This window comes from Candidatus Brocadiia bacterium (genome assembly GCA_041658285.1).
Classification (GTDB): Bacteria; Planctomycetota; MHYJ01; order JACQXL01; family JACQXL01; genus JBBAAP01.
The window spans coordinates 71,754-88,698 of the sequence record JBBAAP010000007.1 but is presented as its reverse complement, the minus strand read 5'-3'; the positions used below and the strand labels follow the sequence as shown (position 1 = coordinate 88,698).

At 50.5% G+C, this 16,945-nt stretch carries 19 protein-coding genes; all 19 read left to right on the top strand.

Annotation, left to right across the window (positions count from 1 at the left end; all coding sequences use genetic code 11):
* The 19 genes from WC980_07725 (at position 1) to WC980_07635 (ending at position 16,744) form a co-directional block, all read left to right on the top strand.
* Positions 1-561, top strand: a complete 561-nt coding sequence (locus WC980_07725; protein ID MFA5794934.1) for a hypothetical protein — start codon at positions 1-3, stop codon at positions 559-561.
* A gap of 366 nt (positions 562-927) precedes the next feature.
* On the top strand, positions 928-1,140 hold the full coding sequence (locus WC980_07720) for a hypothetical protein (protein MFA5794933.1): 213 nt from the start codon (positions 928-930) through the stop codon (positions 1,138-1,140).
* Between the two features lie 545 nt (positions 1,141-1,685).
* Positions 1,686-2,972: a UDP-3-O-acyl-N-acetylglucosamine deacetylase gene (gene lpxC, locus WC980_07715; protein MFA5794932.1), complete on the top strand. Its 1,287-nt coding sequence runs from the start codon at positions 1,686-1,688 to the stop codon at positions 2,970-2,972.
* A 74-nt stretch (positions 2,973-3,046) separates the two neighbouring features.
* Entirely contained in the window at positions 3,047-3,859 is an 813-nt protein-coding gene (lpxA, locus tag WC980_07710) for an acyl-ACP--UDP-N-acetylglucosamine O-acyltransferase (GenBank protein ID MFA5794931.1), read from the top strand.
* A 161-nt stretch (positions 3,860-4,020) separates the two neighbouring features.
* Positions 4,021-4,311: a MerR family DNA-binding transcriptional regulator gene (locus WC980_07705; GenBank protein MFA5794930.1), complete on the top strand. Its 291-nt coding sequence runs from the start codon at positions 4,021-4,023 to the stop codon at positions 4,309-4,311.
* A 2-nt stretch (positions 4,312-4,313) separates the two neighbouring features.
* On the top strand, positions 4,314-5,261 hold the full coding sequence (locus WC980_07700) for a sigma-54 dependent transcriptional regulator (protein ID MFA5794929.1): 948 nt from the start codon (positions 4,314-4,316) through the stop codon (positions 5,259-5,261).
* Positions 5,262-5,314: 53 nt separating this feature from the next.
* The gene (locus WC980_07695; protein ID MFA5794928.1) at positions 5,315-6,208 is read left to right on the top strand and encodes a FliA/WhiG family RNA polymerase sigma factor; all 894 of its coding nucleotides are present in this window, start codon (positions 5,315-5,317) and stop codon (positions 6,206-6,208) included.
* Positions 6,209-6,258: 50 nt separating this feature from the next.
* The gene (surE, locus tag WC980_07690; GenBank protein MFA5794927.1) at positions 6,259-7,062 is read left to right on the top strand and encodes a 5'/3'-nucleotidase SurE; all 804 of its coding nucleotides are present in this window, start codon (positions 6,259-6,261) and stop codon (positions 7,060-7,062) included.
* A gap of 38 nt (positions 7,063-7,100) precedes the next feature.
* Complete coding sequence (bioB, locus tag WC980_07685) at positions 7,101-8,078, top strand: biotin synthase BioB (GenBank protein MFA5794926.1); 978 nt, start codon at positions 7,101-7,103, stop codon at positions 8,076-8,078.
* A 12-nt stretch (positions 8,079-8,090) separates the two neighbouring features.
* Complete coding sequence (gene bioF / locus WC980_07680) at positions 8,091-9,266, top strand: 8-amino-7-oxononanoate synthase (GenBank protein MFA5794925.1); 1,176 nt, start codon at positions 8,091-8,093, stop codon at positions 9,264-9,266.
* An 86-nt stretch (positions 9,267-9,352) separates the two neighbouring features.
* Positions 9,353-9,604: a 50S ribosomal protein L31 gene (gene rpmE, locus WC980_07675; GenBank protein MFA5794924.1), complete on the top strand. Its 252-nt coding sequence runs from the start codon at positions 9,353-9,355 to the stop codon at positions 9,602-9,604.
* Between the two features lie 143 nt (positions 9,605-9,747).
* Entirely contained in the window at positions 9,748-10,848 is a 1,101-nt protein-coding gene (gene prfA, locus WC980_07670; GenBank protein MFA5794923.1) for a peptide chain release factor 1, read from the top strand.
* A gap of 2 nt (positions 10,849-10,850) precedes the next feature.
* Positions 10,851-11,726, top strand: coding sequence for a peptide chain release factor N(5)-glutamine methyltransferase (gene prmC, locus WC980_07665; protein ID MFA5794922.1), 876 nt, complete (start codon positions 10,851-10,853; stop codon positions 11,724-11,726).
* 16 nt (positions 11,727-11,742) lie between these two features.
* Positions 11,743-13,032 (top strand): UDP-N-acetylglucosamine 1-carboxyvinyltransferase, encoded by a 1,290-nt coding sequence (gene murA / locus WC980_07660; protein ID MFA5794921.1) that lies wholly within the window; start codon positions 11,743-11,745, stop codon positions 13,030-13,032.
* A gap of 80 nt (positions 13,033-13,112) precedes the next feature.
* Positions 13,113-14,432, top strand: coding sequence for a signal recognition particle protein (gene ffh, locus WC980_07655; GenBank protein MFA5794920.1), 1,320 nt, complete (start codon positions 13,113-13,115; stop codon positions 14,430-14,432).
* Positions 14,433-14,528: 96 nt separating this feature from the next.
* Positions 14,529-14,957: a hypothetical protein gene (locus WC980_07650; GenBank protein ID MFA5794919.1), complete on the top strand. Its 429-nt coding sequence runs from the start codon at positions 14,529-14,531 to the stop codon at positions 14,955-14,957.
* Between the two features lie 9 nt (positions 14,958-14,966).
* Entirely contained in the window at positions 14,967-15,455 is a 489-nt protein-coding gene (locus tag WC980_07645; protein ID MFA5794918.1) for a hypothetical protein, read from the top strand.
* A gap of 8 nt (positions 15,456-15,463) precedes the next feature.
* Positions 15,464-16,120, top strand: coding sequence for a hypothetical protein (locus WC980_07640; protein MFA5794917.1), 657 nt, complete (start codon positions 15,464-15,466; stop codon positions 16,118-16,120).
* A 9-nt stretch (positions 16,121-16,129) separates the two neighbouring features.
* The gene (locus tag WC980_07635) at positions 16,130-16,744 is read left to right on the top strand and encodes a hypothetical protein (protein MFA5794916.1); all 615 of its coding nucleotides are present in this window, start codon (positions 16,130-16,132) and stop codon (positions 16,742-16,744) included.
* The last annotated feature ends 201 nt before the right edge of the window (positions 16,745-16,945 follow it).

Genomic DNA, 16,945 nt, shown 5'->3' with positions numbered 1-16,945 from the left:
ATGAAAGAAATAAACATCGACGACACCCCGAAAAATGTGGATTGGATAAAATCTATGCCCAGCACAAAATCAGAGGAGATTTTCTTAGATGCCTTAAGCTGGCTCAGGAAGCATTACGGAGAATTCCAATTCTTCACCGAGCGTGATGTGGTCTGGACCGTCCAGAAGAAAATCACCGAGCTAATTGGGAATAAGCCATATAAGGTGTTTAACGATTATGTGCTATTTCGAGAGAAAAAATCCTGCGTTAAGCCCGACCTGGTTATTCTTAGCCGCGCTGACGAAGTGGAATTGGCGGTGGAGTTTAAATACGAGCCAAACCATGAGCGAAAAAATATCTGTGCGAGTAAATTCAAGCCATCCGTAGTATTTTGGAAAGAAGGGATTATCAAGGATATTAATCGATTAGAGCAGCTAAAAATAAAAGCTAAAACAGCTTATGCCATACTTATCGACGAAAATGGGTTCTTTTACAAACAGCGGGAAAAGCTGCCTGTAGATGAAAAGAAAAGCTCCTGGATAGAATGGGGAAATGGTGTTTGGGTTCTTTATTCTCAGTGACACAGAGCCTCCCGGCTTCCTGGAAGGATACCCCTCCAGACCCGCCCGACCATATCCGGTCATATCCGGTGACACAGAGCGATAGCCTCCTGTAAGGACACCTAATTTTCTTTCCCTTTGTTTATAAGGTTTCCAAGGCACTGTTTTCAGAGGGCGAGAGGACACACTTGCCCCCGCCTGCCAATTGGCGCCCGCCTGTCTCGGGCAGGGGCAGGTGTCAGCATTTTCAGCCTGAGGCTGACCAGCCTCCGGCTGGGGCTGAAACTGGCTCTAAGAGACGGGTTTTATGTTAGCGCGAAATCTTGGTTTTACAGCCTGTCATAAGAGGAATACCGGTTACGTTCCTTAGTTTTCGGCTTGAATCCAATGGATTTCAAGCCGGATTCCCTGGAATATTACCGGGATTCCGTGGAATATGACCAGGATTCCATGGAATATGACCAGGATTCCGTGGAATATAGCCGGGATTCCATGGAATATGACCAGGATTCCGTGGAATATAGCCGGGATTCCGTGGAATATGACCAGGATTCACTGGAATATGACCGGGATTCTATAGAATATAACCAGAATACATAGGAATATAAAGCCCCGCCATTAGGCGGGATAACTGGCTGGTAACGTTATGTGTTTGCACTAATCCTGTTCGCTAAGTTTACCCTGAGCCCTTCGGAAATACTCAGGATAAATATTTCGAAGGGTTTCGGAGAGTGCGCAGCCTCCAGCAGTCACTCCCTGCAACAAGTGCAGGGATAATGCGCCACTAACTCACTGTGTTCGAAGTGGCGCTAATAACCCAGCTCTCTATGGTCGCTGGATAAGTCCTTACAGGAGGCTTCGCTCTGCCGGTAACTCCCTTTGGTATGCACTAGCCCCGATGATGCTTAATCTGGACCCCATTCGCTACGCTCAGGGATAAGTGGCACTAACTCGCTATGCTCGAAGTGCCACTAATAAGTGCCAGTACGTCACTTTGTTCCTACTGGCACTAAAATCTCTTGACATTCTTTTATATCCCGATATAGTTTTTAATTTAGTAAGCGGATTCAGCGGATATAGCGGATTATATTATTATATTTTTAATAATTAACAGTTTAATCAGCTAAATCAGCTTAATAAATTTTATGCAACAGAAAACTATTGTCAGCCCGGTTTCTTACGAAGGCCTGGCCCTGTTCAGCGGGGTGAAGACCAAGATTATCCTGCGCCCGGCCGGGGTCAACACCGGCATTGTCTTTATCCGGATTGATGACGGCGATAAGCGCATCAATGTATCTTCGGATGTGATTACCACTAACTACCGGCGCACCGGATTGGCCCAGAACGGCGTCAGCGTCGAAACCACCGAGCACCTCCTGTCGGCCATTTACGGCCTGGGCATCGATAACCTGGAAATCGCCATCAACGGCTCCGAGGTGCCTCATACGGACGGCAGCGCCAAGGATTTCGTCGACCTGATTTCCTCGGTGGGCATAAAGGAGCAGGACCTGCCCAAGAAGACCATCAAACTCAAATTCCCGGTGACCTATGCCGAGGGCGATATATCCCTGATTGCCTTGCCGGACGACGGCCTGACCATTGATTACACCCTGCAGTATGATTCGCCCTTAATCGGCACCCAGCATAAGACCATAAAGCTGGATGAATCCACATATAAAAACGAACTGGCCTCAGCCCGGACGTTCTGCCTGGCCTCGGAAGTGGAGCACTTCCAGAAGCAGGGCCTGGGCAAGGGGGCTAATTATAATAATATCCTGGTGGTCGATAAGGACAAGGTGGTTCAGAACAAGCTCCGGTTCCCGGACGAGTTCGTGCGCCATAAGATGCTCGACCTGCTGGGTGACCTGGCCTTGCTGGGCGCGCCGCTGGAGGCTAAAATAATCGCCATCAAGAGCGGCCACGACCAGAATGTCAAGTTTGTCCGCAAGATAAAGGAATCTCTGTCCGCCGGAGCCACGGCCCAGCCCAAACAGAAGGTCTGGCTGGAGTCGCGCGAGCTGCAGAACATCCTGCCGCACCGGTATCCGTTCCTGCTGATTGACCGGGTCATCGAGATGGAGGGCTACAACAGGGCGGTGGGCATAAAGAATGTCACCATCAACGAGGAGTTTTTCAACGGCCATTTCCCGGGCCGGCCGTTGATGCCCGGAGTGCTTCAGGTCGAGGCCATGGCCCAGCTCATCGGCGCTCTGCTTTTGAGCCGGACCGGCAACGAGAACAAGCTGGCCGTGTTCCTTTCCATCGACGAGGCCAAGTTCCGCCGTCCGGTGGTGCCGGGCGACCAGCTCAGGATAGAAGTGGAAACCACCCGCGACAAGGGCCGGATTATCCAGGCTATGGGCAAGATAATGGTCGACGGCGAGGTGGCTTGCGAATCGCAATTTAAATTCATGCTTGTGGATAAGGAATGATTAGGACGCAGATAAACACAGATTTACAGGATAATTATCTGCGGCCATTTGCGTAAATCAGCGTATAAATTATAATGTCTAAAGTACATTCTACCGCCATAGTTCATCCCAAGGCCCAACTGGACGCTGACGTGGAAGTCGGGCCTTACACCATCATTGATGAGAATGTGGTCATCGGCTCGGGCACCAAGGTCGCTCATCATGCCACCGTCACCGGCCATACGGTGCTGGGCAAGAATAACGTGGTATTCCCGTATGCGGCCATCGGCACCGCGCCGCAGGACCTGACTTACCGGGGCGAGCCGACCAGGCTGACCATCGGCGACGGCAATACCTTCCGCGAATTCGTGACCGTCCATTGCGGCACCACCAAAGATAAGGAAGAAACCATCCTGGGCAACAATAACCTGCTGATGGCTTATGCCCACGTCGGGCACGACAGCATCATCGGCAGTAATACGATTCTTTCCAACGGTGTCCAGCTGGGCGGACATGTTTGGGTGGAGGACTATGCCGTGCTGGGCGGACTGGTCGGTGTGCACCATTTTGTGACCATCGGCAAACACGCGTTTATTGGCGGCATCGCTCGGGTCATTCAGGACGTGCCTCCGTTCATGATTGCCGAAGGACATCCGGCCAAGGTTCGGGCGCCCAATTCCATCGGGCTGGAACGGCGCGGATTTTCCGAGGAGAAAGTAGAGGCGATCGAGAAGGCATTCAAGCTCATCTGGCACTCCAAAAAGACGGTTCAGCAGGCGCTTAAATATTTGCAGGAAAAATACGGCCAAATGGAAGAAATAATTTACCTGGTCAAATTCCTGCAGAATATGCAGAACGGAAAATACGGGCGCTATCGCGAAGTAACCCGCAAGATACCTGCGCGCTAGGGCGATTGACTCTTAGGGTTTAACGGCCGATTCCGACACCTACCCCATAAAATATTTCACCAAAAATACTATATTTTTCTTGACACCTACTTTTACGAAGCGTATATTATCAGGCGTAATTTACGAAACGTAAAGTATGTTTGGCTTGGGAAGAATAAACCATGAAACCCAAGGCTAAGAACGGTAGAGGAAAAGAGATGAAAGCCACATTGTCGAAGCTTTTTCGGGTAGAGGAAATCATCCATCACCTGGCCAAGCAGGGCATCAATATCTCGCGCCAGACCATCCACAACTACACCATGATGGGACTGATAAATGCCGAGGAACGTACGCCGGCCGGACACCGGCTTTACGGCGAGGACGTCATCGACCGGCTGATGCGCGTGGTCAGGTTAAAGATGCATCGTTCGCTCCTGGAAGTTAAAAAGGTTCTGGACCAGGAAGATAAATAACTATGCAATACAAGATAGATGACATTACCTTCATTTACGATACGCCCCAGCTGGAATCCGTTTTTGAGCAGATAAAACAGGCGGCCCAGTGCGACAGCACCGTTCTGATAACCGGCGAGAGCGGCACCGGCAAGGGGCTGGCGGCCAAGCTGCTGCATTCCTTGAGCCCGCGTTGCCAGAAAACATACGTGCCTATCTCCTGCCCGGCGCTTTCGGATACCCTGATTGAAAGCGAGTTGTTCGGGCACGAGAAAGGCGCGTTTACCGGAGCCGAGGCTACGCGCATTGGGCGGTTTGAGTCGGCCGACAAGGGTACGGTGGTGCTGGACGAAGTTAGCGAGATTAATTCTAATTTCCAGTGCAAGCTATTGCGGTTGCTGGACGAGAAATCTTTCGAACGGGTCGGCGGCAATATGACCAAAAAAGTGGATGTCCGGATTGTCGCCACCTCGAACCGCAATCTTATCGAGATGGCCAGGTCCGGCCATTTCCGCGAGGACCTTTATTACCGCCTGAGCGTCATCCCCATACACCTGCCGGCCTTGCGCGACCACAAGGAAGACATTATCCCGTTAATCCATCATTATATCACTTACAAGCTGTCTCCGGGCCGAAAGACCAAGGAGATACACAAGGATACTTTTCAATTACTGCAAAAGTACTGCTGGCCGGGCAATGTCCGCGAGCTTTTCAACATCGTTGAGCGGATGATGACCGTGGTCGGAGATGACGTGATTATGCCCAGCCATATTTCAGGCTGGCTCAACGGCGAGGCTAAGCCGGACGGGCATCCGGAGCTGGTCGGACAGACCATAGACGATATTGAGAAGGAAGTCATTCAGCAGAACCTGGAACATTTCGGCGGGAACCGGAGAATGACGGCCGAAGCCCTGAAAATATCGGAAAAGACTTTGAGAAACAAGATCGGACACTACGGCCTGCGGGTCTGATTTATTTTTATATTTTAATTTCTCGAGAGTGGGCAAAAGAAGGAGACGCGAGTATGGAAAACCGAAAGGATATAAGAAGAGGCGGGGGTCACTTGTTAATGGATGAACAGTACCAGCCTGTCGCGACGGGACTTGTATCCGAGCGTTCGGCTCAAGAGGTCATGGCCCAGGCAAAACTCGCGGATAAGCAAAACACACGGAAGCTATGGGAGAAATTCAAAAGGACCGGAGCCAAGCAATATCACGACCAGCTGGTGAAGATTTACCTGCCCATAGTCCGTCAGGTGGCCGAAAAGATGTCCGGGCATTTACCCGGTTCGGTGGATGTGCAGGATTTGTCTTCGGCCGGGATATTCGGCTTGTTGGATGCCATCAAGCTGTTTGACCTTGACCGGGGTATTAAGTTCGAGACTTATTGCGTCAACCGCATCCGTGGCGCCATGCTCGACGAACTGCGCGAAATGGACTGGGTGCCGCGTTTGGTCAGGACCCGTTCGCATCAGCTCAGCCGTTCCTGCAAGCATCTGCAGGAAAAACTGGGCCGCGCGCCGACCGACTTTGAAATCGCCAAGAACCTTAACCTTAACCTGGATGAATACAATAAAATGGCCCAGGATGCCTGCGCCTTCAATATGTTTTCGCTTAATGCCACGCTCGGGTCTGAAAAGAACGAGCAGAGCATGGAGTTCAGCGATGTGCTCAAGTGCCGCAAAGACGAGTTTTCCAACAAGAAAGTAATCAATAAGGAAATCGTCGAGTATCTCAAGAGCCGGGTTTCTCAGAAAGAACGCCTGGTCTTGGAGCTCTATTTTGACGACGATCTGACCATGAAGGAGATAGGGCTAATTCTAGATATTTCCGAATCGCGAGTCAGCCAGATTTTCGCCCGGGTGATAACCCGGCTCCAGACCCAGTTCAAGAGGCATCGTTCCGAGTGGCTGTCATAAGAATAGTTTGTATCGCGGCCGTTAGCGCGATGAGCCGGATAGATTGAAGAATGCGAATCCTTCTTACAAATGACGACGGATTGGAAACCGAAGGGCTAGTAACCTTCAAGGATATCCTCAGGCAAAGACATCAGCTTACAGTGATAGCGCCGTTGTTCGAGCAGAGCGCCATCAGCCATTCCATTTCTATACTCTCGCCCATCTTCGTAAAGAAAATAACTTACGGCAACAGCGGCAGGGATTATATTTATGCCGTCAAGGGCACTCCGGCCGATTGCGTCAAGCTGGCGCTGGGGCATTATCTTAAGCGCCGTCCGGATATGGTAGTTTCCGGCATTAACCTCGGGGCTAATCTGGGGCTGGATATCTTTTATTCTGGCACCGTTGCCGCGGCGATTGAGGCGTCCTTTTGGGGCATAACCTCTTTTGCCGTCTCGGTTGAGCGGCCCAGGGAAATGCCCGCCCGGATGGATTTCGCGCCGTTTATCCGGGCCGCATATAAGGTTATCATGGACATACTCAAGACCCGTCCCGAGCCGGGCAGCGTCTTTAATATCAATATTCCCTACCGGCCGGTTTCTAAAATCAAGGGTATCCGTTTTACCTGCCAGGATATGCGCCTGGTCAGGGAGCGGTTTGTCAAGGGCATAGACCCGAGAGGCCGTTTATATTTCTGGATGAAGGCCGGGCCGGAGTTGTCCGTCTTTCGCCGCCGTCCCAGAATTCATCCGGAACATGTCCATTCCGATATCGAGTCCGTTCACGAAGGCTATATTTCTGTCACTCCCATCAAGGCTCAGTTCACAGATGCAAAAATCCTTGCCAATCCGCCGGTAATTAATACAAGTAGGTAGCATATACAGTAACATCTTGGCTAATTAACCTGTTTATTATGAATATTGACTCTATTGTCAAAGATATTATTTCCGGCAGGCAGATAGACCAGACGGCCGCGCAGTTCCTGGCCTCGGACAAGGCCGAGCTCTGGGAGCTGCTTCACGGCGCCAATGCCATCCGGCAGCATTTTCATCAGGATAAGGTTCATCTTTGCTCCATTATCAACGCCAAAAGCGGCGCCTGTTCCGAGGACTGTAAGTTCTGCGCCCAATCGGTTCACCATAACAGCCAGGCCGATGTTTACCCGCTGATGCCGGAGTCGGAAATCCGCAAGGGTTACCAGCGGAGCAAGGAGATAGGCGCGCACGGGTTCAGCATCGTCACCAGCGGCAATACGCTGGATAATGATGAGATATCCGGCATCGCCGAGAGTGTCCGTAATCTTTCTTCCGAATATCCTGTTAATAAAGGCAACCCATACGTTTGCGGTTCGCTCGGCCGGATGAGCCGGGAGAACATTCTCAGGCTCAAAGCAGCCGGACTCAGTAAAGCGCATCATAATCTGGAAACCTCGCGCCGGTATTTCAAGCAGGTTTGTTCCACGCATTCTTATGATGAGCGCATAGAGACCATCCGCAACCTTAAGGATGCCGGCCTAAGGGTTTGCAGCGGCGGGATATTCGGACTGGGCGAGGGCTGGTCGGACCGGATAGAGATGGCTTTGACCCTGCGGGAACTGGATGTGGAATCGATACCGCTTAATTTCCTCATTTCCATTAAAGGCACGTCGATGGCCGAAGTTAAACCGCTTGGGCCGCAGGAGATACTCAGGATTATCGCCGTTTACAGGTATATCCTGCCGGCTAAGGATATCCGTATCTGCGCCGGGCGGGAGAAGAACCTGGGCGATATGCAGTCGTGGATATTCTACGCCGGCGCCACCGGCATGATGATAGGCGGATACCTCACCCAGCCCGGGCGCCAGGTGGAAGATGATTTAAGGATGTTGGATAACCTGGGAATGAAGCACTGAACTTTGTCGTATATGGATTTTATCAGCCAACAGATTAGCCAGCTACGTCAGGCCGGACTGCTCCGGCAGTTCAGAACCATCAGTGCCATAAACGGCGCTAAGGTGAAGATAGGCGGTAGGTGGTACATCTCGTTTTGTTCCAATGATTATCTCGGCTTGTCCCAGCATCCGGATTTACGCCGTGCTGGCCGGAAGGCCCTGGAGCGGTTTGGCGTTGGTTCCGGCGCCTCGCGCCTGATGGCCGGCACGCAGACGCCGCATTATCAGCTGGAAAAAGCTATTGCTCGATTTAAAGGCGCGGCGGAAGCGCTTTTGTTTACTTCTGGTTTCGTGGCTAATCTGGCAGTCATTACCACGTTGATAAAGGAAGGCGATGTGGTTTTTAGTGACGAGCTCAACCACGCCAGCCTGATAGATGCCATCCGCCTGACCAGAGCCAAATCATTCGTTTATCGACACCGCGATGTCGATCATCTGGAATCCTTGCTTACGCACAAATCCCATATCTCAAATCCCAAATCACAGCGTTACATCATTACCGATGCTATCTTTAGCATGGACGGCGACGCCGCTCCGCTGGCCGATATTGTCAGACTAGCTAAGAAATACAGATGCTATACTATTGTCGACGAGGCGCACGCGACCGGGGTTTTCGGCAAGCACGGCAGGGGGCTGGCCGAACACCTGGGCTTATCGGTCAAGATAGATATTAGTATCGGGACCTTGAGCAAGGCCGCTGGCGTCATGGGCGGATTTGTCACCGGCACAAAGGATTTTATCGCTTATATCAGGAGCAAGGGCCGTCCGTTCATATTCACCACGGCATTGCCGCCGGCCGACTGCGCTGCCGCTGTAGCGGCACTGGAGGTTATTCGGGCCAAGCCCGGATTGCGAAAACAGTTATGGGACAAGACGGATTATGTAAAGAGCCGCTTAATCAAATATGGATTTGATTTCCAAGGCTCGGCCAGCCCGATTATTCCGATTTTGATAGGCGACCCCAAGAAGACGCTTAAGATATCAGAGCATCTCTGGCGCCAGGGTATGTTTATCCCGGCCATTCGCCCGCCTACCGTGCCAGCCGACAAGAGCCGGCTCAGGATTACATTAAGCGCACTGCATAGCAGGGCTGATTTGGACTATTTAATAATGGAATTGGTAAAGGCTAAGCATCAATATAAATTTTAACCCGGCATATCCAAATATCTTGACAAAGATAGTGGTTTATAGTAAAAGAAACGGCTGATTATTAAGATTCTAAAGGAGTTTATATTATGCAGGAAAAGATTCATCCGAAATATATGGAAACTGTCGTGACCTGCGGTTGCGGCGAGACGTTCAAGACCCGTTCCACCAAGGAAAAGATTGGCGTGGAAATCTGTTCTAAATGCCATCCGTTTTATACCGGCAAGGAGAAGTTCATTGATACGGCCGGACGGGTGGAGAAATTCCGCAAGAAATACGCTGCCAAGGGCGTAGCCTCGGAAGCAACCGGCGCTGCCACCAACGAACCGCCGAAATCTTAGCCCGGTATTAGTAGGTAGAATGTAGTATGTAGGGTTGTTCTACATCTCCCGCTACGGCGGGATGCCGCTCCGCGAACACAACGCACTATCTGCTGCATTTCTTATAACACATTTGACAATCTTTGTGTATGCGTGTTTAATCTATGGAAAAGAATCTGTCTGACATATTAAAGCGTTACGAGGAGATAGAGACTCTTATCATCCAGCCGGATGTGGTTTCCAATCCGGCCAAGTATTCGGCCTTGATGAAGGAGCGTGGCAAACTCATCCGCTTCGCCACGCCGCTCCAGGCCCTTCGTGACATCCGCAAGCAGGTTTCCGAGTTAACGGTGCTTCTGGGCGAACAGGGTCACGAGGCGGATTTTTACCAGCTTATGAAAGAAGAGCTGGAAGTGCTGGCCAAGAAGGAGCAGGAGCTTGTTTCGCGGATAGAGGAAATGATCCTGGCCAATGAAGAGAATGCCAACCGGAACGTGATTATGGAAATCCGGGCCGGCACGGGCGGCGAGGAGGCGGCATTGTTCGCTTCGGAGCTGTTCAGGATGTATTCTAAATACATAGACAAAAAGCACTGGAAGATGACGCTTATTGATACCAGTTCCACCGGGCTGGGCGGGTTTAAGGACGCATCATTTTCCATAGAGGGCGAAGACGTTTATAAACACCTCAGGTTCGAGAGCGGCGGGCATCGGGTCCAGCGCGTGCCGCAGACCGAAGCCAGCGGGCGCATCCATACCTCGGCCTGCACCGTGGCGGTTCTGCCAGAGGCGGAAGAGGTGGAGCTGGAAATCCGCACCGAAGACCTTAAGGTGGATACGTATTCGGCCGGCGGTCCGGGCGGACAGCACGTCAATAAGACCGCGTCGGCCGTTCGCTTGACCCATATACCGACTGGGACGGTGGTGGCTTGCCAGACCGAGCGCTCACAGCATCGCAACCGCGACCTGGCCATGAGGTTGCTCCGCACCCGTATCTATGATGCCATGGCATCAAAGGTCAAGAAGGAACGCGACACCATACGCAAGACCCAGATAGGTTCGGGCGACCGGAGCGAGAAGATACGCACTTATAATTTTCCCCAGAGCCGCGTCACCGACCATCGGATTAATTTCTCCGTATATAATCTCCCCGAATTTATGGATGGTAATATCGACGAAATGGTGGACAAGCTGATAGAGGTGGATAAGCAGGAGCGGCTGAGCGCGGTCAAAGGAACCAAGGACACATTGAATACGAAGAATTAAACATGTCTGTAAGCATTGCTGGTATTTTACGTAGCTTGCATTCCAAGGACAAGTCCCGCAATATAGATGTGGAAACGCTCCTGGCCCATAGCATATCTCCACGCGCCGAGCGGATAGAGCTATATAAGAATCCGGATAAGGTGTTGGCTAAGCAAACCATACAACGGTTTAATAAATACCTGAAGCAGTACCGTTGTGATTATCCGCTGGCGTATATTGTAGGGCATCGTGAGTTTATGTCGCTGGACTTCGTTACCAAGCCGGGCGTGCTGATACCCAGGCCGGAGACTGAGTTTGTGGTCGAGGCGGCGCTGGTCGCGCTGAAAACAGTTGCCCGGCCGGTGGTTATGGACATAGGCACTGGTTCCGGGAATATTGCCGTATCAATTGCCAAACACATAAATAATCCGGCGATAAAAATATACGCCTCTGATATCTCCGCTCGGGCGCTGGTTATTGCCGGTCAGAATTCACGCAATCATAAAGTCTCTAAATTCATAACATTCTGCCGCGGCAATCTATTTGAGGCGTTTAGAAAACACCGCCTTGAAGGCAAGGTTGATATGATTGTCTCCAATCCGCCGTATGTGGCCCGTTCGGAAGCCCGGCTCTTGATGCCGAGCGTCCGCAGATATGAGCCCAAACAGGCCTTGTTTGCTATTGACAGTGGGTTATCATTCTACAAGGAAATAATCGCCTCAGCCCCGAAATACCTCAAGCCCGGCGGTCGTGTCATTCTGGAGATGGGCCATAATAAATTAAGGCATATCCAGAAATTAGTTGTCAAGAGTGGATACTTTGGTAGCATAAAGACGATACAAGATTATAATGGAATTGAAAGAGTGATTGTTACAAAATATATAGGACACAGTATATAGTATACAGGAGTAAATTATGGACAAATTCATCATCAAAGGCGGTTCACTTCTCAAGGGCTCGGTCACCGTCAGCGGTTCCAAGAATGCGGCGCTGCCCATCCTGGCCGCGACGCTTCTGGCTAAAGGCCAATGCGTTATCAAGGGCGTGCCCAACCTTTCCGACGTAGAAGTGCTTGCCAAAATCCTGCGCGAGCTGGGCGTTGACGTGGAACGCAAGCCCAACGGTGATATCGAGACAGAGGTCAAGAATGAAAAGAACTCCACAGCCCGCTACGAATTGGTCAAGACTATGCGGGCGTCGTTCTGCGTGCTTGGGCCGCTCATCGGCAAGCGCCGGACGGCTAAGGTTTCCCTGCCCGGCGGCTGCGTCATCGGCGTCCGGCCCATAGATTTACATGAGAAAGGGCTCAAGATGCTCGGTGCCACCATTGATTACGAACACGGATATCTTATCGGCAAGGCCGATAAGCTGGTCGGCTGTGAGATGTATCTGGGCGGAACATTCGGTTCCACCGTTACCGGCACGGCCAATGTGCTGATGGCGGCGGTGCTGGCCAAAGGTCGGACCGTTATCGAGAACGCCGCCTGCGAGCCGGAGGTCCAGGACCTGTCTAACTTCTTGGTCAAGATGGGCGCTAAGATTAAAGGTATCGGTACGCACCGGCTGGAGATAGAAGGCGTCAAGTTGCTTAAGGGCACGACCTATACGGTTATTCCTGACCGGATAGAGGCTGGCACGTTCATCACCGCCGGCGCTTTGCTGGGCGATAATATGACCATCAAGAACTGCCGGCTTGACCATCTGGTCGCTGTGCTGGATAAGTACAAGGATATGGGCGTAACCGTTACCCGTGTATCAAATACCGAGTGCCGGGTGTCACGCGTTAAATACATCAAACCCGTGGATGTGGCCACGTTGCCGTATCCGGGTTTCCCGACCGATATGCAGGCTCAGGTGATGGTCTTGCTGGCGTTGGCAGATGGCATCAGTATAATTACTGAAAAGATTTATCCGGACCGGTTTATGCATGTGGCCGAACTCAACCGCATGGGCGCGCGCATCCGTAAAGAGGCGGCTTATTCCATCATCCAGGGCGTCAAGCATCTTCTGGGCGCGCCGGTGATGGCGTCCGACCTCAGGGCATCGGCCGCTCTGGTCCTGGCCGCTATGGTAGCCAAAGGCACTACCGAGGTTCAGCGCGTTTACCATATCGACCGCGGTTATGAGAAGATAGAGCAGAAACTCATCGCCTTAGGAGCCAACATTAAACGTGTATCTGATAAGGTATCTGCTGCCGATGAATAATACGTTAGCCACAGAGATCACGGAGGTCTTTATAATAATTTGTTTTTCTGTGTGCTCTGTGACTCAGTGGCAAAAATAATATGTTTGATAATATCACCGAAAAACTCCAAGCCGCGTTCCGCAAGCTGGCCGGCCGGGGCAAGCTGACTGAGTCCAATATCCAGGATGGCCTGCGCGAAGTGCGCATGGCTTTGCTTGAGGCCGACGTTAATTACAAGGTCGTTAAGGACTTCATTGACCGCGTCACTAAGCGGGCCATAGGTCAGGAGGTCATCCAGAGCATCTCGCCGGCTCAGCAGATAATCAAGATAGTCCACGACGAGCTGGTCACCCTGATGGGCGGGGCAGTAGATGCTAGTTTACAGTTTGCCTCACAGCCGCCGACCGTGATAATGATGGCCGGTCTTCAGGGTTGCGGCAAGACCACCACCTGCGCAAAGTTGGCCAAGTTTCTTATCAAGAAGGGCAAGCGTCCGTTACTGGTGGCCGCGGATATCCAGCGGCCGGCCGCCGTTGACCAGTTAAAGTCGTTGGGCAAACAGCTAAATATCCCGGTATATTCCGAGGAAATGGGTCCGCCGCCGCGTATTTGCGCTCAGGCTGTTAAACATGCAATAACCAATAACCTCGATGTGGTCATATTGGATACGGCCGGACGTCTGCATATAAACGAAGAGCTGATGGATGAGCTCAAGGAAATTAACCGCCGGACCAGCCCGAACCATATATTCCTGGTGGCTGATGCCATGACCGGGCAGGACGCGGTCAACAGCGCCAAGGCCTTCAATGAGCAATTGCCATTGGGCGGCGTGATTCTGACCAAGCTGGACGGCGACGCCCGGGGCGGCGCGGCCCTGTCCATCAAGGCCGTCACCTTGAAGCCCATCAAGTTTGTTGGTATCGGCGAGAAGATGGATAATTTTGAGGAGTTTCACCCGGACCGGATGGCATCGCGCATCTTGGGTATGGGTGACGTGGTCTCGCTGGTGGAAAAGGCGCAGTCGGTGATGGACGAAGACCAGGCCAAGAAACTTCAGGACAAGATGCTCAAGAATAAACTGGATTTGCAGGACTTCCTGGACCAGTTACAGCAGATAAAGAAGATGGGCTCCCTCAAGGACCTGATGGCTATGATACCGGGCATCGGCGGGGCGCTTAAGAATGTGGATATGGACGACAAGCAGTTGAAACGGATAGAGGCGATAATCCAGTCGATGACGCCCAAGGAGCGGACCGAGCCGGACATCCTGGACGGCAAGCGCAAACTGCGCATCTCCAAGGGCAGCGGTACCAGCGTGGCCGAGATTAACTCACTTCTCAAACAGTTCAACGAGATGCAGAAGATGATGAAGAATATGGGCAAGATGCCCAAGTCAATGATGAGTAAGTTCTTAAGATAGTATTAGCCACAGAGGCGCAGAGGGCACGAAGAAAAGAAGTATACGCAGCAGAATTAGTCGCAGAGATACAGAGGATTCTAAAGATTAAGAAGTGATATGGATTTTAATAGTAAGCTTCTATTTTGGATTGTGCTGATAGTAAGCGTGGTAGCGTTTATTAATATCCGAAAGTGGGTGGTCCGGTCCAGGCGCCGGGCTTATCTTAGGGGCAGGGAGATACTTTCCACCAGCGAAATATATGACCGTTTTTATAACGGTAGTAACGTTCCGCAAGATGCTTTCTATGCGGCTTGGAACGAAATCGCCAAGGTGCTTGGGGTCAATGCCGGACAAATCCGGCCGGATGATAAGATGATCAATCTCAAGACTGGAGCAGACAGCGCTCCGCTTGAAAGCGACCTTGAATGGTTAATTATTGACAGCATAAGATGGCGGCCTAAACATGCGCCCGAACCAAATAAGCTATTGACGCTTAATGATGTTGTCCGACTGCTGGTGCTGAGCAAGGCGAAGGCGAATAAATAGTAAATTTATATGGCACTGAAATTCAACTGTCCCAAGTGCGCCAATGAGGTGGAATTCAAGTTCTTGATGGCCGGCGAGACCGGTCAATGCCCCAAGTGCGGCAAAGACATCGTCATTCCGGCTGATGCCTCCCAGATCGGTGAAGGCCCGTCAGAGATTGCCCAGGATATCGCCCAAAAGATAGCCGCCAAGAACATTATCAATCCCAAAGAGGAATTCTTGAGGTTGTCCATGGTAGTAGGAGTTGTTCATTTCCTATTTGTCTTGGCGTTAGGCAGCTATAAGATGAGTTCCCCGCTTGGGGTAGAGCACATGCCTATAATTGTACTTATCCTGGATTTCATCTTATACCTGCCGGGGTATTGCTGTATGCTTTTGTTTGGATTGTTAGGGTTGGGGCTGAATGGATTTGTCATGTACATTATTTCTGGTGTAACCTATGGACTGTTAGGAGGGTACTTGCTGTTCAGGTGGATGAATAGGCCTACTCGAGGTTAGGAGTAATTATGAAAAAGAAACTGCTTTATATAGGCTTGGGCATCGTGGCGGTGGTCCTGGTGTTTGTCGGTTATCATTATGTCCGGTTCCTGCAGGCGACGGCCCGGATGAAGGAGCTCTCGGCTGATTTGGAAAAGCGCATCGTCGAATGGGAGAAGAAGGAATACAAGCGCCCGCCGCTGTTCGGCCCGGCCGTGCCAGGCAATGCAGCGGAGTATTATAAGTTGGCCATTGCTAAGAAAATTGATGTGCCGGATGATTTCCAAGACGTATTATACAATAGTGTTTATGAGCGATCTGAACCGATGAATGATGAGTTGGTAAAATGGGCAAAATCATATACTGCCAATGTTAATTTATTAAAGAAAGGTGTTAATGCTGAAAACTTAAAGCCGATATTTCAACCACGAGAAGAAATTTCAAGTACTATGTTGTCTGTTCCAAGACAACTAACAAGCTATATTGTAATTATATTAGGCATTGATTTAGAGAATAATAATAAATTCTCTGAAGCATTGGAACTATACTGCACAACTGTAAGGTTTGCGGATGATCTCGGATTCGGCGGTCATTTTATTCAAATGTTGGTTAGTATAGCGATTTCAGGCGGAGGACAAAGTGAAATTCAAAGATTATTGTTAGCTGATAAACTTTCTGATGAGTAGCTAAGCGATTTGGCTAAAAGAATTAAATTGTTGTTGGAGTTTTACCCTTCTTTCCGAGATACATGTGAATCCGAGATTGTTTTTACAGGAGTGATATTTAAGAAAAATGTAATGAATATGGGATTTACTCCTAAAAAATACGCAATGCTTTTGGCTGATGGTGTATGGTTGAATAGAACAAATTATGTTGATCTCTGGGAATATAATATAGAAATAAAGGACAAGGTAGCAAATTTAGCAGTTGGGTCTTATGTTGAGATAAGGGATAAGTTAAACAAGCTTGAAGCATCATGTAGACCATCAAGTCAAGAAGAAATAATACTTTCCGGTATTTCATCCCTTCCTGAGAAAAGAACGAGACTAATTTGCTCAAGGGAGGGTATATACATACTAACCGCACTTAAATTATACAAGCTCAGGCACGGGTCGTATCCGGAAACACTGGATAAGCTGGCGCCGGAAATCATACCGGCAGTGCCTCTGAACCCGTTTAGCGATAAGCCGTTCATCTACCGGGTGGACAAGGACGGGGAACTCTTCCTTTACAGCGTTGGGGTAGACCTTCAGGACGACAACGCCGACCCCAAAAAGGATGTGGTCATCAGCCCCAAAGCGGCAAAATAGGGCATTTTGACTCGCATATTATTATAGATAGTGCATCTACAACCAGAGCAGTTGTATCTACAACCGGAGCAGTTGCATCTACAACCAGAGCAGTTGGACATACAATTGGAGCGATTGGACATGGATTTGGGGTAATATGATGGCATATATGGGGTTTAAAAGAGTTTGTGGAGTTTAAAAAGTTTATAGAGTCGTGTTTTG